The organism is Chelatococcus caeni (assembly GCF_014196925.1).
Taxonomy (GTDB): Bacteria; Pseudomonadota; Alphaproteobacteria; order Rhizobiales; family Beijerinckiaceae; genus Chelatococcus_A; species Chelatococcus_A caeni.
This window is the reverse complement of record NZ_JACIEN010000001.1, coordinates 1,808,870-1,829,069: the sequence shown is the minus strand read 5'-3', so window position 1 is coordinate 1,829,069 and position 20,200 is coordinate 1,808,870. Positions and strand designations below refer to the sequence as shown.

The following is a 20,200-nucleotide window of genomic DNA, read 5'->3' as shown; positions in this document are numbered from 1 at the left end:
TTGCCGATCGTGATGTTGCCGGCGACGACATTGTGGAAGTTGAGGCCGGCGCCGAAGTTGGGCGCGTAGGTGCCCGCCGCGAGGGTCGAGCCCGCTGCGCCGGACAGGCCAACATATCCGGCCGCCGCCCAGACGCCGTCCGAGGTCAGCACCGTGTTGGCCGTGCCCGCGCGGAACTGTGCCGCTGTCGCCTTGTCGCCGGCATGCCAAACCGCATTGCCATTGAAGTCGATTGTGCCGTCGACACGAAGCGACAGGGTGCCGGCGATCACATCGTTGCCGTTGCCGTCGTCGACATAGACCCTCAACGCAAGGGCGCCGGAATTCCGATCCCAGTACAGCAGGCCGCGGTTCTTGCCGTCGGGATTGCGTAGCCAGACATGCGCGTTGCCGTTGGCTGTTGCCTGGGCGACCAGCCGGTCGATGGCCATCAGCGGGCCGGTCAGGTTGCCGCCGGAAAGGTTGAGCTTGGATGCCGGGTCGAACGTCTGAGCGTCCCAGATCTGGCGCCACGGCTGCCAGGTTCCATTGATCCGCAGGCGGAGCCAGCTGCCCCCATTGTTATTGAGTGCCGTCGCACGCTGAAGCACGTACTGATCGGACGTTGAGAACCGGAGAACCTCAAGGTGCCACCAGCGTCCGCTGGCCGCAGGCAGCGGCGCGTCATCCAGGAGTTGGCCATCATACCAGCCGGGCACGGTTATCGTGTTCAGGCCGGTGTTGTCCGGAAGACGCGTGTTCCGGCCATAGGTCAGCGCCTGTCCGACTGTCAGATTGCCGGCGATCGCGCCGCCGGCGACATCGAGCTTGCCGGCAAGCCCATTGATGATGGCCTGCACATTGGCCGCTTGCAGGTGGCTCGGAAACCGCGCGTCCTCGATGGTGCCGGAGCGGATGTCGCCGGCGGCGATGTAGGATGGCACCCACACGCCGGCCGCCAGCTTGAGGAACATGCCGTTGGCGGCCTGTTGGAGGTCAACCCCCTCCAGGGCGCCGAGTTGGTGCGTGTGATTGGCGGCCGCCTTGCCCTGCAACGCCGTCACGAGGCCGACGATGTGCTCGATCTGGTGCTCGTGCCCCATCGGAGCCTTGCCGGCCACGGCCGCCACAAGCGCGCCGACATCGCCGTCGATCTGCGACAGCGCCTCGATGAGCCGCACCACATCATCCCGGAGCTTGTTGCTCTGGTGCGGCAGGGCGTAGTTGCGGCTCTGCGTGCGGTTGTCGATGACGTCTGCCATGTGACCCTCAGACCGAATAGGCGCGCAGGCGGGCGATGGACGGGCGGGCGCCGGGGCCGCCTGTCAGCGTGATGCGGACGCGACCCCGCAGCGCGGTGACGTTCGTCCGCTCGTAGCGAGGCTCGGTCCAGCCGCCGCCGAGCACGCCGCTCCCGGCGGCCGAGAGCGGCTGCCAGCTGTTATCGGTGCCGTCGACGTGGACCGCGACTGCCGAGCCGGCCGGCAGCCGCGCCGCGAAGAGGGCCGCGACCCGCACCGCATTGCCCATGTCAAATGCGCGGGTGATGTAGGTGCCGGAGGTGCGGATGCGCCCGCCGACGAGCGTCGTGCCCGGATAGAGGATCGGCGCTACCTTGGCCGTGCCGGTCAGGACGGCCCGGAGCGTGACCGGACCGCTCACGAACTCGCTGAACGCCACCCCCTGCCCCGGCGCGAGCGCGATCACGGTCGAGCCAGAGACGAGCTCGTAGCGGGCCTGGGCGGCGTCGCTCGGGATGTCGACCGTGCCGCGCACCAGGACGTCGCTGATCTGGCTGAATGCACCGGTCCACAGGTCGATGGTGCGGCTCGTGGCGGTGAACCTCGCCGCGACCAGCTCGAAGTGCATGGCCGTGTCCTGGTGCGCCGTCCAGGCAAGGCGGTTAACGGACGAGAACAGCGGCGCGACGGTGTACGGATGCGACGAGACGCGCTGCTGGGTGACGGGATCGACGTCGCCGAGGCGGGCAATCGCCACGGCATGCTCCGCGTCGGCCGTCAGGACGACAAAGCAATACTGGCGGTCGGCCGGCAGGTATACCGGCGTGCGCCAGCGCGCTTCCACCAGCTGGCCCACCTCGACCGTCTGCATGTTGACGAATGCCTCCGCGAGCACCTCGTTGGTCGGATAGCCGTTGAGGACCGTGGAGAGCTGCACGCGTACGCCGTTGGCGCGGTTGCCGATGGCGGTGAACCGGAAGTTGACGCCGGCGAGCATACGCGGCTCGGGCAGGGTAAAGGGCTGCGCAAGCGGATCCGACGAGCCCCCCTCACCACTGCCTTCGTTCGGGCCCGACCCTTGATTGACCGGTGGATTGACGACCACGTTGGTGATCTGGTTGACCACGGTGATGTTGGTGATCTGCACCGGATCCGGGGCCGCACGCGTCACCAGGGTGACGCGGCGCATGGTGTTGACGTCGACCGTGCCCTCGCCGACGAAAATCGCCTGAGCGAAGCCGCCGGCGGCGCCCTCTGCCCGCACCAGGCGACGACCGGCCGGCATGTTGGCCGGGATCGAGAACGAGACGATGAGCCGCCCGTCCGGGCCGGTCGTCTGCGTGCCGGGCGGCTTCACGTCGACCCCGTCGAAGGTGAGTTTCGACAGGTTCTCGTTGGGCGTGAAACCTTCGATCGTCGCCTGGATGGGGATCTGGCGCAGGAACTCGGCTTGCTTGCGCTGGATCTCCACCACCTCGTTGATGGTGGTGGAGCCGGGCGGCGTGTCCGGTGCTGCGGTAAACTCCCGCGTTACTGGCGAGGTCCACTGCGTCTGCACTTCCGTCCAAAAATCCGCCGCCGGCTCCAGCACGAGCGCCGCCGGCATGGCCGTGAAGTTCATGTACGGATTGATCTTCATCGACGAGGTGCGCAGCGGCTGGCTGACGACAACCTCCTCTGCCCACGGCAGCGTCTCGATGGCCGAGCCGGCGCGCTGCATGAGCACATTGTCGATGGCGAGCTGCAGCACGCCGCGGTTGATCGCGGCCGTCTGCACGGCGCCCTGGTCGCGGTAGCTGTCGTCGACGAACGCGTCCGTGAAGATGCCGCGCTTGGCGACCGGCTCGCGGGCAAGGATATCGCGCTCGGCCTCGGAGCGGTCGAATGTCTCCAGCACGTCGATCAGCCGGCCGAACAGGCGCCGCTGCTGGTCGAAAGTGTAGTTGCGCGTGCCGTTGTTGATGACGGTCGGCGCGCCGAACCAGGTGTGGTGCACCTCGGCGAGCTTGAGCAACGACGTCGGCGCGATGGGCGGCAGGCCGCCGTTGCGGGCGCTGATGCCGCGCACATAGGCCGCCCGGCCCATGATATCCATGCAGATCAGGTCGATCCGCGGCACCTTGGACGTGTAGGAGACGAGCACCGGCCGGCCCTGCACGCCGCCCGAGACGGTCACCTCGCGGTCGGTCACGTTGTCCGGCACCACGGCGACGTTGTAGAGGTACGTGACCTGATAGGACGATCCCGCCGCGGGCTCGGCGCCGCCGGGCGCCCAGGAGACGCCATCGCCGGCAAGGGCATAGGTGGACGGTGCGAAGGTCGTGCCACCCTGCACGATGCTCTCGATCTCTACGACCGCCGGGAATTGCAACGCATCCGTGCCACCGGCCACCGGACCACGCACGAGCGTCTCCGTGACGCGCTTGACGACGATGGCCGAGGTGACGGCCGCGATCGGCGGGCGGGAGACTGCGACGATGGAAGAGCCGCCGGTCGGGCCGGTGAATGTGTGCGGCTCGGCCGCGATCGGCTCGAGGTCGGGATCCTCGGGCACGGCATAGCGCAGCGCCGTCTCCCTGATCCGCTTGAAGCCGCTGATGTTGGCCGTGCCGGCCGCGATCGAATAGACCTGATCCGTGCCGATGCGGCCGAGCGGCGTCACCTCGCAGCCGTCGACGATGTAGTGCCCGAGGGCGTCGTAGTCGTAGCGGGCGATCTGCTGGATGACGCCGGTGAGCGCCGGCGGCGGCATCTGGTCGATGACGGTGCCGTCGCGCAGCACGTAGACCGAGATGAATTCGCCGGGCTGCTCGTCATCGGCAAGCGCCCACACGAGGTGCTCGGCGACGCGCGCGGCGCCGGGCTCGCCCTCGCCCTCGGTGCCCGGATGCAGGCCGACCAGCGACGGCTCATCGTCCTCGGTGACAACCGTGCCAATCAGGCGCACGCCGACGCGCACCTCGCCGGTCATCGGCACGTCGGTCAGCACCGCCGCCTCGACGGGACGCACATCGCCGGCGACGTAGATGCGGCCGGCGGTGAGCGAGACGGTGCCGGCCTCGGTATCGACGATGATATCGGCCCCCTCCTGGCGGTCCCCGTCCTTGGCGATGAGGTTGCCGATGCGGCGCACGCGGCGCTCGCCGAGCGACTGGATCTCGTTGATCTCCGCCGCCTGGGCGATGCGGTCCTCGCGCATGACCACGCGCGCCCAATCGGGATGGTCCGCCGACCTGTCGTAGGCGCCGGGGACACCGGAAGGATGCTCGTGGGACATGGTCGCTCCTCAGAAGCGCAGGACGGCCCGCACGCGCTCGCGCACGGTGCGGCCGAATTCGATGGAGACAGGGGTTTCGGCGACCACCGGCCCGGCCGGGACGATGCCGCCTGCCGGCAGCCACCGGGCGCCGGGCGCAAAGCCGGCCGCGGGGACAGCCGAGAGAACGAAGCCGACGCTGAATGCCGTCGAGCCAAAGCCGTCGCCGAAATCGGTCATGGCCTCGACATAGAGGCGCGTGGCACCGGAAAGCTCGACTGCATATCGGTTGCTGCCGATGGCATAGATGCCGCCGGGTGCCGGCCGCACGGGCCAGCGAGCGCGCGCGCGGCGATAGCCGATGACGGCGCCGTCCGCGTCGCGGAATACGGCCCAGGCGGTTCCGGCCGGTACGGCCGCCAGCATGGCGACGGAGCGTGCGTGTTCGGCGTCCGAGGTCCAGGGCGCATCGGGCCATGGGATATCGTCCCAGCCCAGTTCGACCTCGCCGGTCGGCTCGATCCAGACGCCGAGCGCCTGCAGCTCGGCCTGGGTCATGGCGTGGTCGATGTCGTAGGGCCGGCCGAACGACCATTTGACGTCCGACTGCGGGATGCGAGCACCCGAATAGGCGCTCCAGAGCGTCTGCCCCCAGCGCGTGCGGCCCCATTCCAGCGCCCGGACGTCGTAGCCGTGATAGCCGCGCCAGAACGTCGAGCGCTTCGGCAGGGACAGCGTCGTGACGCCATCGATGCGGATAAGGTCGGCTTCGTCATCCCGCACCCGGTTGAGCGCCAGCTGCAGCATGTTCCAAAAGCGCCGGCGCGGCGGCGCTTCGTCGAGAGCCGCGCCGTAGCCCAACCAGGCGAGCGCCCGGCTGATCGACGCCGGCGTGCCGCGGACCCGCTGCCAGTCGATGCCTTCGTCGATCAGCTCGTACAGGTTCGGAACATAGGGCTGCAGCTCGCCGAGCCCGTATTCGTAGACGAGGAACGGCAGCCAGCTCGGTGGCGGGTTGCCGAGCTTCAGCCGCCGCATGGCTGTTACATTGGCCCCGACCCGCTCATAAACGTCCGTCGATGCCGAGAGCGTACGCTCCAGCGGGGTCGAGCTGTCCGGCTGAAGGTGGGGCAGCTCCATCAGTAGTCGCGCCCCCGGTTGTTGAGCTGGATCTGCCCGATGGCGAGCGCCTCGTGCGGCTCGGCCCGCACGTCGGCGCCGGGCTGCAGGAGCTGCACCTTGTAGACACCGGTGCGCATGAGACGTGCTGTCGCCCAGGCGAGCGTCAGGTCGAAGCCGAGCCCGGTCTCCGTCATCCATGCTTCGCGCAGGGATGCCGACAGGGTGCCGAGCACCGTGTCGGGCGTATCAGGCAGCAACCAGACGTCGGCCACGATGTCGACGACGTTGAAGATGGCGGAGCGCACGACGATCGTGTCGTTGATCAGCCTCACCTCGTCGTCGTTCAACGCGGCCGAGACCTGCGCAAGAAGCGCGGCATCGGCGACGCCGCTGTTGTCGGTAGCGTAGACGGCGACGAAGATGGTCGGATCCCGGCCGACCCGATAGACGCGGGCATCCGCCACGCGCAGGGACGCGGCCAGGGCGACGCCCCGATAGCGAGGCGCGGTGCCACCGGTCGAGCGGCCCTGGATGGCGAGAATGACGCGCAGGCGAAGGCGATCGTCCAGCTCGCCCGGAAGCCGAACGACGTCATAGAAAGCGGCGAGATGGTCGAGATCGGAGCCCTTCGCAAAAGCGAGCAGGCTCGCCCGCACCGCCTCGTTGATGCGCTGGCGCACGAGCAGCTCGCGATAGGCGCCGGTCTGGAGCGCGATCGTGACCGGCTCCGACTCGAGCAGGACCGTGTTGACCGACGGCAGCTCGGGCTTGGCGAGCCGCAGTTCCTCCCAGCGGCGCGTGAACTCCTGCGTCGCCGCGTCGAGGAGCATCTCGAACTCGAGCTCATCGATCGCCTGGGGCGGCGGGAGGGCGGCAAGGTCGATGGCGGTGATGCCCATCAGGCCGCCTCCCTCACGAGGCGCAAGCCCGTATCGGCGGCAAGCGTCACGTCGCGCTCCTCACTCAAGCTGTAATCGCCGAGGTGGCCGTTCGGATAGAAGATGCCGCTGATCTCGAAGGCGAAGACGCCATCGGCACCGGCGCGGGTCAGGCGGATCGTCTTGAGGCGAAAGCCCGGCTCCCACTGGCGCAGGGCCGCTGCGATGGCGGTATAGACGCGCATGATGTTCATGGGCGTGGCATTGCGGTCTTGCAGGTCGAGCGCGGCCGAGCCGAAGGCGCGGCGCATCACCCGCTGACCCACGCGCGTCGTGAGGATCTTGCCGATCGACTGGACGCAATGATCCCAGCCAGTCAGCAGCTTCCCCGTCTGCGCATCCATGCCCACCCGCACGGGATCAATCCTTGCGCTTCGTGGTCGGCGTCGCCGCCGGCCGCTCGATCACGCCGGACAGCAGCTCGTATTTCGCCTCCGCCTCGGTGAGGCGCAGCTCATGGCCGACCTTCGGGCGGACGGCACCGTCGATCTTCTCGGCCGGGATCTTCCGGCCGGCGACCCACCAGCCTGCCTTGTCCGTGGTGCGGAACAGCTTCGTCTCGGACATGCGTCTCTCCTCACTCGTCGATCAGGAACCAGCCCCGCCCGGTGGTGGCGTGGCCGCAGTTGGCGAGATGGCCGGCCCGGCAGACCGGCACGCCGTCGATGCTCATCCAGGGCGATCCCTGCGCCATGATCGGAGCGGTGTGCAGCGGTACGAGCGGCAGGTGCGGCGTGACGGGGTCGCCGCGCAGCACGACGAGCTGGCCCTCGACCGAGAACCAGTCCTGCCCGCCGGCGAGCTGGGCGCCGCCGGCGACGTCGAGGGCTTTGACCGCGATCCCCGGCATCAGGCCTTCACCCCGCGGAACTGCTGCGCCGTGAGCGTGACGGCGGCATCGGTGAGCACGAAGGAGGAGGCGCCCCGCTTCAGCTCGATCCGCTCGGCCGTGACGACGAACACCGTGTCGGCGACCTGCAGCTGGATCTCGCCATCCTTGATGGCGATGGTGGCGTTGCCGATGGTGATGATCTCGCCGTGCTCCTCGGCCGAGCCGGGTGAGGGAAAATCCTCGACGTGGCCGCCGGGCAGGACACGAGAGTGCGCACCGATCTCCCCGCCGGGCGACATGACGATGGCCGGCTCGCCCTTGCCCATGCGGGTGTAACGCGAGACGCCCTGGCCGTTCTTGCCGGCCGAGGCCGCCTGGGCGAGGAACGGCGAGACGAACGGCCCGCCGGCGGCGCCTTCGTCGTCAAAACGCACCTTCACCTGGGCGCCCCTGGTCTCCTCGACCGTGCCGACCAGGAGGAGCGCCCCGAGCCGGCGCTCCAGCGCCGCGACGCGCTTGCGCAGATCCCGCTCGCCGCCGCTCATGTTCCGTCTCCCGCCGTGCGGGGCGGCTCCGGCTCCCCGTCGCCGATGGCGATGCCGTCCGGCGTCCACGGATTGCGACCGGTCTCGATCGCCGCCTGGATGGCCGGCCGCGCGATATGGACGTCGAGCAGGCGCCACTTCGCTTCCAGCAGCGCGATCGCGACGGCGTGCTTGTTGCTCTGCTCGGAGACGGCGACGAGCTGGTCGCCGATGTCGGCGGCTTGCAGCTGGCCGAGCCCGACATAGGGATCGAACATCAACTCGACCGTGCAGCGATCGAGGAGGCCGAGCGCCGCGAGGTCGGCCGACGACAGCTCGGGGTTGGCGCGCCCCTGCCGGCCGGCGACGACGACGATGGCGACGGAGACGTCGAGGTCCAGGCCGCCGTCTTCCCGCTTCACCGGTTTGCTGCGCATGAAGCACACCCGCGCGGTCGGAGCGCGTGTCGAATCGTTGACCAGGTCGGCGAGGTCGTAGCGGTCGAGCTCGACGCGCACCTCGGTGAAGACGGGCCTGTTCGCCTCGTCTCGCGCAGCACGCAGCTTGCCTGCGACGGCGGTGAGCAGTGCGGCCACGCGGCTCATTGGAAGAGCCTCCGCAGATAGCCGACGGCCGCGGCGACCAGCTCGGCGCGATCCTCGACCGACAGGCCGATGTAGGGTCGGGCCGGCATGGTGACCTTGCGGGTCATGATGAACTGGTTGCCGATGCGGAAGGCGAGCGCACCGGCCGAGCGCGGCTTGATGGCGCCGCCGTGCTGGTGGATGGCCGCATAGACCAGGCCCGAGCCGACGATGGCCGCGTTGCCCGAGACGGCGTAGTCGATGGAGCGGGCGAGCGCGCCGGTGCGGTGGAGGATCGGCGTGCGCCGCTCGGCGTTCGGTTTCCAGGCCGAGCCGTCCGGTGCCGGCCCGCCCGAGATCAGCCGATCGACCGTTTGTTCGCGGATGAGCCGGGCGAGCGCTTCGAGCAGCGTCTCGCTTTGAAGCGGGTTCAAACGCGCGAGAACCGCCTCGATCGTGCCGAAGCCGGAGAGGTCGAGGCGGACGGTCAGCGCGCTCACAGCAGCCCCCCGCCGGTCGGCCAGCGCCGTTCGTCCGTGAAGAACGCCGCGCCGCTATCCGTCTCGGCCGAGTTCGGGCCGCCGCCGATCGAGATCTGCGCCGCCTCGAGTTCGGCGATATCGACCTTGCCGTCCGCCAGGGCCGTCAAAAAGGCGATGCGGATCTTGGCGCGCTTCTCGATCTCCTCGGACATGCGGTCGGCGGCCGGCGCCAGCTGCCAGCAGGCGAGGTCGATGGCGCACTGCTGGATGATGGCCGGGATGACCGGAAGCGGCAGCCGGTACCGCTTGCGCAGGTACGGGTCGATCATGGCGGCAGCGGCCGTGATGGCGCGGCTGACCGCGACGTCGATGTCGACGTCGGCCGGCACGAGCGTCTCAAGGTGGCGCGCGCCGTAGATCGCCTCGATGTCCTGCCGGCTCGCGTACACCGCAATACCTCCGCAATGGTGGGTGCCGGCTTTCCACCGGCTCGGCCGCTCCTCTCCCGGCTTGGTCCGCTCGATCCGCGTCGAGGCCGCGCCTACTCGGAACTCCCGCCCAGCGGCCCGGCCTTCACGCTCCGGTTTGTCCCGCTGCGTTGCCCGCGGTTCCTTTCGCTCGGGATCTCAGTCTTCGTCGGGGTCGGGGTTCTTCGCCGGCCGCACAGTGAGCTGGGGGTCGGCCAGGATCGCTTCCCACTGCGCCTCGGTGAGATCGTCCAGGGCGAGCGGGGTGCCGGCATGGGCGAAGTCGATGCCGGCACGGCGCCGGCCCTCCTTGGCCACCGCCGACACGATCACATGGAGGCCCTCGGGCTTGGTCGGGCCGATGGCCTCGGCGGGCTTTTGCGCCTTCTCGGCGCCGGCCGCCGGAGCCTGCTTGCTGTTGGGTTTCGCGCTCATCGGGTCACCTTGCGAACTATCGGGGAAGGGCTGGCCCGGCGATCAGCCGAGCCAGGGCGCCACGACCAGCTCGACGCGGCCGTAATCGAGGTTCGACTCGCCGCCCGCGAGGTTCTGTTTCTTGACGATGGCCTCCGCCTTCGAGCGGTTGCTCGGGCCGACGAGCAGGACGTCGGGCGTGATGCTGAGCGGCGCGCCGTAGTCCGCCTTGAGGAGCGTCATCGCCGTGAAGGCGGCGGCGAAGTTCGCCGGCGTGAGATCGGCCTTCGAGCCGAAGGCCGTCTGCCAGAAGCCGAAGCCGCCCGTGTTGCGGCTGTCCGCCCCGTAGATGAACTCCTTCTTCATGAAGACGTTCGGATCATCCGGGTTGTCGAGCGCTGCGAACACCGGCGCCTGCCGGTTCTGGAAGATCAGCGGCTTCAGCGCCTTCCGGGTGTCGAGCAGGAACCACGGCTCGGCGGTGCCGGCCTGGACGTTCGAGACGGAAACGAATGAGCCGTTGGCGTCGAGAACCGGATGGTCCGTGTCGAAGAAGAACTGGCCGTCGAAGCAGTTGGTGGTGAACCCTTGCTTGAACAGGCTGAAGATCAGTTCGTCCGGCTGGCGGCCTGCGGCGTCGCCGAGCATGCCCATCAGAGGGCGATAGAGGCCATATCGATCGTCGAGGATCGAGTTGCGCCCGACCGAGACCGTGTCCTCCCAGTCCTCGTTGACGAGGCGGTAGCTCGAGTCGGCAACGTTCTTGATCTGGCGCTCGCCGATCCATTTGCGCATGCCGGGGATCTGGTTGAGCCACGGGTACAGCTCCTCCGACGTGGTGGACGGCACCTCGGTCGCGAAGCGGCCCCACATGGGCTGCACTGCGCCGAGGCCCGCCTGAAAGTTGGCGCGGTAGCCCGTCGTGAGCGCCCGCAGGTTGGCCGAATTGATGTCCATGGTCCGTCCTCACGATGAAGGGTGGTTGCGGGAGGTGGATTTGAACCACCGACCTCCGGGGTATGAGCCCGGCGCGCTACCGCTGCGCTATCCCGCCGAAGCTCAGAGGGTCTCGACCCAGACGCCGGTGGGCTCGATGTCGAGCACCTTGCCGGCCCTGGACCGCGTGCCCGCCCCGTCCGTCTTGGCGACCGTCTCGTCGTCGACGACGTAGCAGTCGGCCAGCAGGTCGGCTTGGCCGATGGGATCCGCGGCGGCGTTCTTCCATTTGAAGACGCCGCGGCGAATGGTGATCGCCTTGGCGCCCGCGGCACCGTCGCTGTTGTCGACGGTTTCCTCGGCCCGGCCGGCCGCCGTCAGCTCCGCGGCGGTGGCGCCGGGGACCGCATGGCCGCCGTCGACGCACACGAGGGCGCCTTGCTGGATGACCGTGGCTGCGGCGACAGGGATGACCAGAAGATCAGGCGCACGCGTGATGGTGTTGCGGGGTTTGGCGAGGGGCATCGGGGCAGGCTCCGGTTGCGGATGGTCGCGGCGTCAGACGCGGCGGGCAGCGAGGAACGCGGCAGGCTCGATGCCGAGCTTGGCGGCGATCTCCTTCTCGGCGTCGCTGAGCTGGCCCGCGGCGCCGGTGCTGGGATCGGCCGTCGCGGTCGCGGGATCCACGCCGGGCGGAACGACCACGGGCATCGCGTCGATGGCCGCCTTCGTGGCGTCGTAGTTCGCTCTGGCGAGGGCGACATAGTGGTCGCGGGCGGCGGGGGCGATCTTGCCGGCCGTGACGGCCTCGTCGACCAGGGACGAGCAGCGGGCCGCCTCGGCGGCATCCCTGGCGGCCGCGATGGTTGCCTGCGCCTGGGCCAGCGCCGCCGCCGTCGCCTCGTGCTGTTCCTTGGGCACGTACTTGTCGGGATCGATGGCCGACAGGCGCGCGATGGCGCCCTTGGCATCGTCGAGGGTCGCGGTGTCGGCGAGGCCGAGCGCCGCCAGCAGCTCTTTCAGCATTGGGTCCTCCAGATGAGCGGATGCGACGGCCGGCATGCCGAGCGCCGGCGAGGTGACGAGGGCGGCGCCCTTGAGGAGACGGGCCGTCATGCCGTCCTCCTCGCGCCAGAAGGTGGGTGAGATGTAGCGATAACGGCGTGCCTGGAGCGCCTCGACGGCATCCGGCAGCCATTCGACACGGCCGAACAACCCCTCGGGGCGTGCCTCGACGGCGACGATCCAGCCACGCGCCGGCTTCGCGCCGAGCATCATCGTGAACTCGGTCTCGTGGTCGAAGTCGATCGGCAGCTTCAGCCCGCCCGCCGTGAAGCCGGCGGCCAGCCGCTCGGGATCGAACGCAAAGACCCGTCCGTCCCGCGCCGTGACGCGACCGCGCGGCGTGAGCTGGATCCACTCCGGCAGCGTGACCTCGCCGTCCGCGGCGGCGGTGACAACCTCGAAGGCCACGCCGCCGGCGATCAGGTCGGCCGGGAGAATTTCGTCACGGGGGGTTGCAGTTCGCTTCGGCATGAGGGCACCATGGCGAAGCTGGCGGAACACAAGGCCCCGGACGCACGTCCGGGGCGTTTGCTATCCGGTTCGCCCGATGTTACCTTTCCGAAGCGGTCGAGCCATGGAGTGCCGTCCAGGTGACGTGTAGGGGTGCCGACCTACCGACCGCTTATCCCTCTTTCCCCGCCGCTTTCAGAGCCTTCTGAAAGGCATCTTCGCGACCGCGGTAAACGCTGTTGAGGAAGAGCTCGCCCGAAGCGCTCGCCTTCAAGGCGATCTTCCACGGGATGCCGGCAACGCGACGCCACAGCACCAGCTTCGGGCCGGTCACCACAACGTCCGGATTGTCGATGGCCTCCTGCACGATCGGCCAGAAGGCTGTCGTCTCGGGATGCTTCTCACGGATCTTCGCCGCGTCGGCGACGCTCAACGTGAGGGTGCGGCTCTTCGTGCCGAGCATCGCCGCCAGCTCGTCGCCGAGCGCGGCCACCGGCCAGCGCAGCCGCCCGGCCGGCGCCTGATCAGGCTCGAACCGGCGTCCATGGTCAAACCCTGCACCGTTCTCCGTGACATAGCGAAAAACCGGATCCGCCCGCAGGTGCCGGATCGTCTCGCGCCGGGCCTCGTCGCCCATACGATCGAGCCGGTCGACAAGGCGGCGGCTCGCCATGCGCTCGCGCGTCCGGCCGGGGTTGCTCTCCCAGCCGGGATCGATACCGGCCGGGACAAGGCGCGACTCTCCGGTGGCGGGATTGGTCCAGGGCTGGAGATTGATGGGCGGGCGCTCGGTCGAGGCGCCTTCGCGCGGCGCGGCCCGGCTTCGGACCCGGCACTTGCAGCGCCAGCCGTTGGGCGGGTAGTGCGTGGCCCACCAGCTGTCATCGACCGGCAGCGTGGTGCCGACCCACGAGAGGTGCAGCGGTCGCTTCCGCTCCGACAACGAGGTCATGTATTCGAGATACGGCAGCACGTCCTTGGTGCGCTGGATGCGGATCCAGTCGCCCGCCGCCTCGGCCGAGCGGATGTTGGCGTCGTAGATGAGGGACAGGCGCCGCACCGAACCGAGCTGCGCCTTCACCAATTGCCCGGTGCGTGGATCGCGCACGCGCCTTTCGCCCCACCAGCCCTTGGCGCGCAACGTCGGCTCGAGCTGTGCACGGAACTGCTCGAAGGGGATGCGGTCGACCACAGCCTGCCGCGTGGCCGCCCGGATGTCGTCCAGGACGTCGAAGCCGGCCGTGCGGGCAACGGTATAGCCGAGGGCGTGCTCGCGCGGCGACCACTCGGACCACCGGAACGACGGCCGCGAGGGGCGCCGGTCGAAATACTCGACGACCTCCTTCGGCGCCTGGTTGAACAGGTCGTCAAGCGACATGAGCGGCCCCGCCGGACGGGCGCCCACCGGCGCGCGAGGACTTCCGGGACGGCCCGATGGGCGCGCCGGCCCGAAGAGGCGCCCCCAGGGGCTTCAAAACCCCTTTAACGGCGGCGCTGCGCCCCTCACTCCTCTCCCGCATCGCCGCGCCCCCTGCCGATCATGTTCAGGACCGCGATCCGGCGGGCGAGCCCGTCCACCGGCAGCTGCCCGTCAAGCCGGTCGAGGGAGGCGAGGAACTCGTCATAGTCGCGCGCGTCCTCGGCCGCCGCGCGGACGGCCTGCAGGATCGGATCCATGACCGGGCGCCAACCGTCCAGCTCGGCCGCGACGAGCGCGTCGATCTCGTCCTGGTCCTCGCCGCCGTCCGCCTGCAGCCGCGCCGGGCCACAGGCCGGGCACACGCGCGGGTCGAGGCGATAGCGGGACGGCATAGCCCCGCGCCCCGGCGGGGCGTCCCCATCCACAGACGGGCGCGCTCCCGCGCGCCCTATGGCGCTGGCCTTCTCCACCGGCACCTGGGGCGCGGCGCGAGCCTGCCCGGCCGTGAGCAGCTTGGCGCCCTTGGCCGGCTCCTTCAGGCCGAGCACGTCGTAGACCTGGGACTGCTCGACTTCGAGCCCCCGGTCGACGAGCGAGGTCACCGCATTCGACCAGACCTGCAAATCCTTCCGCTCGGGGATCGGGAAGTGCACCTTGGGATAGGCTACCTGCGGCCCGAAGTTGAGCTGCACCACGGGGATGATGAGCTGCTGCATGAGCGTCAGCTGCAGATCCCGCGTGTCGGAGCGCTTGATGTCGATGCGGACCTTGTCGAGCGTCTCCTCGCCGGCACGGGACGAGGCGGTGCCGTCGCCGGGCTTGCCGATGATCAGCTTCGACATTTGCTCGTCGATGAAGCGCGCGTGGCCCTCGAACGGTCGGTCCGAAAAGCCCTTCGGCTCCACGAACTCGATGTTCATGCCCTCGGGAACGATCGCGGCGGCATCGCGGCCGAGGCGGCGCACGGCGGCGAGCAGGACGGCGCGGTCCTCTTTCGACGAGCCCGGCCCGTATTTCCCGAGGCGCAGCGGCATGCCGTAGACTTCGAGGAACTGCGCCCAGTCCCGCATGCTGAAGCTCTTGAACATGAACGCCCAGGCCGCGATGCGCGCGAGCCCGTTGCGCGCCGGCAGGCCCATCTTCAGGAGCGGAACGTGCGTGAGGTACTTCAGCGGCGTGAGCGGCCGGCCGTCCGGTTCGGCCTGGATGCGCAGGCGAAACGCGCGCCGGGTCTCGCGGTCGAAGTGGAACAGGCGCGGGTCGCGCCAGATGAACCGCTCCGGCACCCAGCGGTTGCCCGTCCGCCAGACCATCTCGACGACGGAATAGCCCTTGGCGAGACCGTCGACGAGCATGTCGGGCAGTTGCTGGAAGGCCGGCGTCTCGACCAACTCGTTGCGCAGGAAGTCGGCGATCTCGACGTCGCGGGCGTTCTCGCTTGCCGGGTCGACCTGGACGTTGAGCGATGTGACGCCGTTCTTCCGGGTCTCCAGCACGTAGCGATAGTGCAGCTCGCGCTCCTCCATCTCCTCGGCGAGGGTCAGGAAGTCGTACATGTCGCCGGCGGCGGCATCGCGCAGGGACGACGCCAGCCGGGCGGGCGTCAGGCCGGAGGCGACGGTCTCGTCGAACCTGTGCTGGATGCCGGTGACGCTCGGCACGGCCTCCTCGCGCTCGAGTTCGCGCCGGCTGCGGATAGGGACGCCGGTCCAGTCGACCAGCCCGGGTTTGTCAGCCATCACCGCACCTCACCAAAGGCCGTCGTTCCGGCCGGGCATCATGTTGTCGCGATAGGAATCGACCGGGCGCAGCCGCCGGCGCCGCTCGTACTCCGCGTCCGCGCCCGGCTGGGCGCTCTCGTAGCCGTAGGCCTCGAACGGCTGGCGCGTCGCCGAATAGGCGAGCACGATGGCGATGCCGGCGTCGCCGTGCCGCGTGCCGCCCGTGGCCGTGGTGGTACGCAGGGCGGGCAAGGTCGCGATGCCTTTGATGACCTTGAAGGCGCGCAGGTCCGCCGACACCTCGGCGTCCCTTGGAACGGCGATCATGTCGTCTTCAAAGGCCGCTTTAACCGGCGGCATCTCGACCCGGTACCATTCGGTCGAGAACTTCACCTCGACCATGCGCTGCCCGAATTTCTGCATGCCGCTCTCGGCGAGGCTGGCGCCGATGCCGGTGGCGTCCGTCCGGCCGCCGATGAAGCGCGGCAGGCCAGCGACGAGGGCGTCGCGGATCTGCTCCTGCTGCTGGAAGGGCACGCGCTGCAGCTCGACCATGAACGGCACCACGCGGCGCATCAGCCGGCTGATCTGCATCGGGCACATCACCGTGAGGTCGCGGTGGCGGCCGACGTCCATGCCGAACCCGGTCATCAGCGTCGGATCGAGCGTCGCCCGCATTACGGGCAGCAGCTCCTCCTCGATCCAGCGCTGCACCGTCGCCTTGCGGATGTGCTCCGGTTCCAGGGCGAACGACTCGGGGAACGACAGCCGCAGGATCGGCGCATCCACCATGCGCGCCTCGATCAGGGGCGACGGCAGCCACGCGCCCGAGCCCTGGCTCGGGATGCAGTACAGCTCCTCGTCGGCCCCATCGCGATAGTCGCTGACGAGCTTCTCGCGCCAGTCCGCCTCCTTCTCCGGGGTCCACTCGCCGTGCTTGTGCGAATTGACAAGGCACATGCGCTCGAACAGCCCGTCACGAAGCGCATCGTCGAGGTCGAAGCGCACCAGGCCGTAATTGACGCGGCCGGCGCGGATATCGGTGATGACCTGGTTGAACGGATTGTCGGCGCCGTTGTGGGTGCTGATGACCAGCACCTTGCCGCCCCACATGAGGAAGGCCATCGCGGCCTTCAGCAACTCGGCGAGGTTGTCGACGAAGGCGGCCTCGTCGAGGATGGCGAAGCCCTGCCGGCCGCGCAGCGAACGCGGCTTCGACGACAGGGCGACGATGGAGAAGCCCGACGCGAAATCGATCTTGAGCGCCTGGATGCCCTTCTCGGACCCGTCGTCGAAGATCGTCTCCGAGATGCCGGCGCAGACCTTTTCGAACAGGCGCGCCCACATGGCGGCGGCGTCGATGAACTCCTTCGCCATGTCATGGGACGTTCCCATGTACAGGGTGTCCATGCCGCCGTTATTGCGCGGGCTCGCCGAGCGCAGGACAGCGTCGGCGGCGGCACCCCACGTGGCGCCGGTGCGCCGGCTCTTCTCGACGAAAACGACGTCGTACTGCTCGCACGCCAGGACGATGCGGGCCTGATAGCCGAGCAGGACCGTGGTCTCGCGCCAGTCGGCCGCGGTGGCGCGGCCCTGCTGGGTGCGGATGAATACCCACTCGTCGCGTGTCGGCCGCGCCGTGATGTCGGCGGTCGCGGCGGTGATGGCGATCGAAGCGGCAGCGGCCGTCGTGATCCCGTCGCGCAGGCCTTTGCGGATCGCCTTGCCGGCGGCCTTGAGGATGTCCCCGTCAGCCATCGCGGACCCCGAACAACTCGCGCTTGAAGTCCTCCTTCGCTTCCGGGCTGAGCCCCTTGAAGGCGCCGACCTTGTCGACGGCATCGTCGACCTTCTTGCGGAAGTCCTTCTCGATGATCTTGCGGGTGTCGGCCGAGATCTTCTTCGCGCGCTCGGCCGAGGCGACGGCGGTGGCGAGGTTCGCCACCATCTCGGCCGTGAGCGGCGTCGCCTTCAGGTTGCCGGCGTTTTCGAGCAGCTCGAACACGAGGCTCTTGATGGTCTCGCTGACGAGCAGCGTCAGTTTCTCGTCGCCGCCATCCTCGAACTTCGTGGCAAGGGCGCTGGCGATCTCGCGCACCTCGCCCAGGCGGTGGGCCATGCGCGCGGTGCGCACCGCAGCCCTGTTGAACGCCGAGGAGCTGATCGCGTCGATGCCCTTGAGCTTGAGCCGCAGGTTGAGCTGCTCGCGGATCTCCTCCTGGGTCATCTTGCGCTCGCGCAGCTGCGCGAATGCCCAGGCGACATCCTCCTCGGCCTCGGGCGGCAGAAGGTCGATCGACGACAGGCGGCCGCGTCCGCGTGCCATGATCAGGCCTCCGGCGAGGGGCGCTTGACGCCCTCGATCACGATGCGCCGGGCGACATGGTCGGCGCCCTTGGAGGTGAGGCTCGCCACCCGCACGGTGCCGGCCTCGACGACGGCCACCGCGCCGAGATCGGCGAGCCAGCGCAGCTCCTCGTGCACCCACTCGCGGGTCTTGGTGATGCCGAACGACTCGAGGGCGAGGCGCAGCAGCTCGCTGTTGAGGCGCCGGTCGGCCTGCTCGTCGAGCGCGCGCAGGATGATGAGGCGCGCCTCCTCACGGATGAGCCGGTCCATCAGGTTCATGATCTGCCCTTCGCCTGTTCGAGGAAGAGTTCCTGCAGCCGCCGGCTGATTTCGGCGACGGGCTTGAGGCGCTCGGCCAGCACGCTGATGTCGCCCTGCATCTCCTTGATGGCCAGCTCCATGCGGTGGGAGACGTCCTTGTCGGGCAGGTGGCGCATCTCACCTTCCAGTGTGATGAGCCGGTCCTCGATGTCGTCGATGCGCTTGTTGCTCGCGGCCAGTTGGTCGCGCGTCACGAACTTCGAAGAGAGCAGGATCACCGCGATCGAGCCGAGGAGCGCCAGCGCCCCGCCGTAGGCCTGGATGAAAATCATCAGCTCGCTCACGGGGAGGCGCTCCCGTCGATAGCGGCGACGGCCGCGGCGCGCCGCTGCTCGCAAGCGCGCAGCTCGGCACGATCGCGGCCCCACCAGCGGGTCACCTCGCCCGAGGTGATGCTGCGATCGGGGAGTGGGACCGGCGCCGGGCACGGCTCGCGCGCGGCGGGCGGCAGGCTCGGCCGCACCAGCTCCGTCCGGATCACGGGATCACCGGGCGCCGTTGAGCAGCCGGACGCGATCGCGCCCCAGGCCGCCATCATCGCCACCAGCAAGGGCCGCATTTGCCTCCTCCAGCTCCTTCAAATCCGCTTCGAACTGCTGTTTCGCGTCGCGCAGAGACTTCTCGGCCTGCATGGCTGCCTCGACCTGCTGCAGGCGCATGGCCGCGACCTTTGCGTTGGACGCTTCGATCTCGGCCCGCCAATGCGCATCCCGCGCCGCGCGCGCCTGCGTCGCCGCGTCGTTGACCAGGCGCTCGATCGTGGCCGTCGCCCGCCACGCGCCGAGGCCGGCGACAGCGAGGAGCGCCGCAACCGCGAGGGCGATGGCGCCCGCCCGGCCGAGGCGCTGCGCGAGATAGGTGCCGATGGCGGCGATCATGGCTGTTGCTCCCGGTCGTGGCGGCCGAGGTCGAACCTGTCGTCACGGTCGTAGGGCGGCCGGCCGCGCCGGCCGGCGCCCAACTGGCCGCGCAGGTCGAGATGGCCGACGCCCTGGTAGACGCCGAGGGTCGCGGCGATCAGCATCATCATGGGCGGCACCACGGCCTCGGCCATACGATCGCCGAGCCACATCGCCCAGGCGATGCACGTCCACGCCGGCACGAGCGTGCCGATCGTCAGCCCGCGCGTGAAATGGCGCTTCGGCTTGATGAGCCCTTCGCTCATGCGTCGCCACCGTGACGCTGCAGGAAGAGCGCATCCGCGATCGCGCGGCGGGTCACCGCATCGACGATGCCGGTGGCGGAGAGGTTCGCGCGCCGCTGGAACGCCGCCACGACGGACGCGGTGCGCGGGCCGAACTGTCCGTCGATGCCGATCTCGATGCCGAGCTCGACCATCTCGGCCTGGAGCAGGCGCACGTCGACACCGGCGCAGCCCGACCGCAGGGTGCGCACGGGCAGCTCGCCGGGAAGGAAGATGGCACGGGCGATGGCGGTGAGCTGGCGGCGATCGTCGAGCCCATTGGTGCCACCATTGATGCGGCGCGTGACCGCGACGACGTCGTCGGCATCCGCCGCCTCGCGACAGCCGGCCTCGGCGAAGAACGATGCTGCCAGCCGGAACGCGATGCCAGGCTCGGCCGCGAGGTCCGGGTCCTCTTCGAGGTCCACACCGATCCTGCGGCCGTAGTGGCGGTAGTTGGCCCGGCCGGTGAGGCCGATGAGCCCGCGCCCGCGGAACGCCCAGCCGTCGTCGGGATCCACATTGCCCATCCGGCCGCCGTAGACGCGGTTCGCAAGCGCCCGCGGATTGCGGGCGAAGGGCGTGGCCGACGCGAGGGTCGGAAAGCGCTTGGGCCACACTTCCATGAGGCGCGGTGCGCTGTAGCTGAGATCTTCCTCCAGCCGCGTGAGGCCGCGGCTCTCGTGTGCCGTCTGCGGCAGGAAGTGCGCCAGCCGCAGCGGGGTGTCGATGCGCGTGCTGGTCAGCACATGGGCGCCGTCGCGCACCACGACGGCGACGACGTCGTCGCGGGCGTTCGGCGCAATGGCCCTGATCTGGCTCTCGTGAATCACGTGGCCCCCGGCTCGAGTTCGGATGTCTCGACGAGGCCTGATTGACAGAGTGTCCGGCCTCGGGATGATGGAGACGATCCCGA

23 protein-coding genes, 1 tRNA gene and 1 pseudogene are annotated in these 20,200 nt (G+C 69.3%); all 25 read right to left on the bottom strand.

Annotated features, from left to right (window positions below; translation table 11 throughout):
* Positions 1-1,241 (bottom strand): pyocin knob domain-containing protein (locus GGR16_RS08695; RefSeq protein ID WP_246372861.1); only part of this gene is annotated, 1,241 nt, incomplete at its 3' end.
* 7 nt (positions 1,242-1,248) lie between these two features.
* A complete protein-coding gene (locus tag GGR16_RS08690) occupies positions 1,249-4,497 on the bottom strand; it encodes a DUF4815 domain-containing protein (protein ID WP_183316278.1) in 3,249 nt (1,082 codons plus the stop codon).
* A gap of 9 nt (positions 4,498-4,506) precedes the next feature.
* Positions 4,507-5,616 carry a phage tail protein gene (locus tag GGR16_RS08685; RefSeq protein ID WP_183316277.1) on the bottom strand — a complete coding sequence of 370 codons (1,110 nt, stop codon included), beginning with the start codon at positions 5,614-5,616 and terminating at the stop codon, positions 4,507-4,509.
* The gene (locus GGR16_RS08680) at positions 5,616-6,497 is read right to left on the bottom strand and encodes a baseplate assembly protein (protein WP_183316276.1); all 882 of its coding nucleotides are present in this window, start codon (positions 6,495-6,497) and stop codon (positions 5,616-5,618) included. The genes GGR16_RS08685 and GGR16_RS08680 overlap by 1 nt, the downstream gene beginning before the upstream one ends.
* Entirely contained in the window at positions 6,497-6,892 is a 396-nt protein-coding gene (locus tag GGR16_RS08675) for a GPW/gp25 family protein (protein ID WP_183316275.1), read from the bottom strand. The genes GGR16_RS08680 and GGR16_RS08675 overlap by 1 nt, the downstream gene beginning before the upstream one ends.
* 4 nt (positions 6,893-6,896) lie before the next feature.
* Positions 6,897-7,103: a hypothetical protein gene (locus GGR16_RS08670; protein ID WP_183316274.1), complete on the bottom strand. Its 207-nt coding sequence runs from the start codon at positions 7,101-7,103 to the stop codon at positions 6,897-6,899.
* Between the two features lie 10 nt (positions 7,104-7,113).
* A complete protein-coding gene (locus tag GGR16_RS08665) occupies positions 7,114-7,386 on the bottom strand; it encodes a PAAR domain-containing protein (RefSeq protein ID WP_183316273.1) in 273 nt (90 codons plus the stop codon).
* Positions 7,386-7,913, bottom strand: a complete 528-nt coding sequence (locus GGR16_RS08660) for a hypothetical protein (protein WP_183316272.1) — start codon at positions 7,911-7,913, stop codon at positions 7,386-7,388. The genes GGR16_RS08665 and GGR16_RS08660 overlap by 1 nt, the downstream gene beginning before the upstream one ends.
* A complete protein-coding gene (locus GGR16_RS08655) occupies positions 7,910-8,497 on the bottom strand; it encodes a hypothetical protein (protein WP_183316271.1) in 588 nt (195 codons plus the stop codon). Before GGR16_RS08655 ends, GGR16_RS08660 begins: the two co-directional genes overlap by 4 nt.
* Complete coding sequence (locus GGR16_RS08650) at positions 8,494-8,976, bottom strand: phage virion morphogenesis protein (RefSeq protein WP_183316270.1); 483 nt, start codon at positions 8,974-8,976, stop codon at positions 8,494-8,496. Before GGR16_RS08650 ends, GGR16_RS08655 begins: the two co-directional genes overlap by 4 nt.
* Entirely contained in the window at positions 8,973-9,407 is a 435-nt protein-coding gene (locus GGR16_RS08645) for a DUF1320 domain-containing protein (RefSeq protein WP_183316269.1), read from the bottom strand. Before GGR16_RS08645 ends, GGR16_RS08650 begins: the two co-directional genes overlap by 4 nt.
* A 177-nt stretch (positions 9,408-9,584) precedes the next feature.
* Positions 9,585-9,860, bottom strand: coding sequence for an HI1506-related protein (locus GGR16_RS08640; RefSeq protein ID WP_183316268.1), 276 nt, complete (start codon positions 9,858-9,860; stop codon positions 9,585-9,587).
* A gap of 42 nt (positions 9,861-9,902) precedes the next feature.
* Positions 9,903-10,796 carry a Mu-like prophage major head subunit gpT family protein gene (locus GGR16_RS08635; protein ID WP_183316267.1) on the bottom strand — a complete coding sequence of 298 codons (894 nt, stop codon included), beginning with the start codon at positions 10,794-10,796 and terminating at the stop codon, positions 9,903-9,905.
* 22 nt (positions 10,797-10,818) lie between these two features.
* Positions 10,819-10,893 (bottom strand) — tRNA-Met (locus GGR16_RS08630).
* A 5-nt stretch (positions 10,894-10,898) separates the two neighbouring features.
* Positions 10,899-11,300 carry a hypothetical protein gene (locus GGR16_RS08625; RefSeq protein ID WP_183316266.1) on the bottom strand — a complete coding sequence of 134 codons (402 nt, stop codon included), beginning with the start codon at positions 11,298-11,300 and terminating at the stop codon, positions 10,899-10,901.
* A 33-nt stretch (positions 11,301-11,333) separates the two neighbouring features.
* The gene (locus GGR16_RS08620) at positions 11,334-12,311 is read right to left on the bottom strand and encodes a phage protease (protein WP_183316265.1); all 978 of its coding nucleotides are present in this window, start codon (positions 12,309-12,311) and stop codon (positions 11,334-11,336) included.
* A gap of 151 nt (positions 12,312-12,462) precedes the next feature.
* A complete protein-coding gene (locus GGR16_RS08615; RefSeq protein WP_183316264.1) occupies positions 12,463-13,668 on the bottom strand; it encodes a phage head morphogenesis protein in 1,206 nt (401 codons plus the stop codon).
* Positions 13,669-14,258: 590 nt separating this feature from the next.
* Positions 14,259-15,266 (bottom strand): annotated as a pseudogene (locus tag GGR16_RS26575) (phage portal protein family protein); the annotation flags it as partial.
* 192 nt (positions 15,267-15,458) lie between these two features.
* Entirely contained in the window at positions 15,459-17,189 is a 1,731-nt protein-coding gene (locus GGR16_RS08605; RefSeq protein ID WP_183316262.1) for a terminase large subunit domain-containing protein, read from the bottom strand.
* Positions 17,182-17,757: a DUF3486 family protein gene (locus GGR16_RS08600; protein WP_183316261.1), complete on the bottom strand. Its 576-nt coding sequence runs from the start codon at positions 17,755-17,757 to the stop codon at positions 17,182-17,184. Before GGR16_RS08600 ends, GGR16_RS08605 begins: the two co-directional genes overlap by 8 nt.
* A 2-nt stretch (positions 17,758-17,759) precedes the next feature.
* A complete protein-coding gene (locus tag GGR16_RS08595; RefSeq protein WP_183316260.1) occupies positions 17,760-18,059 on the bottom strand; it encodes a VpaChn25_0724 family phage protein in 300 nt (99 codons plus the stop codon).
* Positions 18,056-18,385 (bottom strand): DUF2730 family protein, encoded by a 330-nt coding sequence (locus tag GGR16_RS08590; RefSeq protein ID WP_183316259.1) that lies wholly within the window; start codon positions 18,383-18,385, stop codon positions 18,056-18,058. Before GGR16_RS08590 ends, GGR16_RS08595 begins: the two co-directional genes overlap by 4 nt.
* Positions 18,386-18,586: 201 nt before the next feature.
* Positions 18,587-18,979: a hypothetical protein gene (locus GGR16_RS08585; RefSeq protein WP_183316258.1), complete on the bottom strand. Its 393-nt coding sequence runs from the start codon at positions 18,977-18,979 to the stop codon at positions 18,587-18,589.
* Positions 18,976-19,266, bottom strand: coding sequence for a hypothetical protein (locus GGR16_RS08580; RefSeq protein WP_183316257.1), 291 nt, complete (start codon positions 19,264-19,266; stop codon positions 18,976-18,978). The genes GGR16_RS08585 and GGR16_RS08580 overlap by 4 nt, the downstream gene beginning before the upstream one ends.
* The gene (locus GGR16_RS26515; RefSeq protein WP_183316256.1) at positions 19,263-20,117 is read right to left on the bottom strand and encodes a peptidoglycan-binding protein; all 855 of its coding nucleotides are present in this window, start codon (positions 20,115-20,117) and stop codon (positions 19,263-19,265) included. Before GGR16_RS26515 ends, GGR16_RS08580 begins: the two co-directional genes overlap by 4 nt.
* Positions 20,118-20,200: the final 83 nt, after the last annotated feature.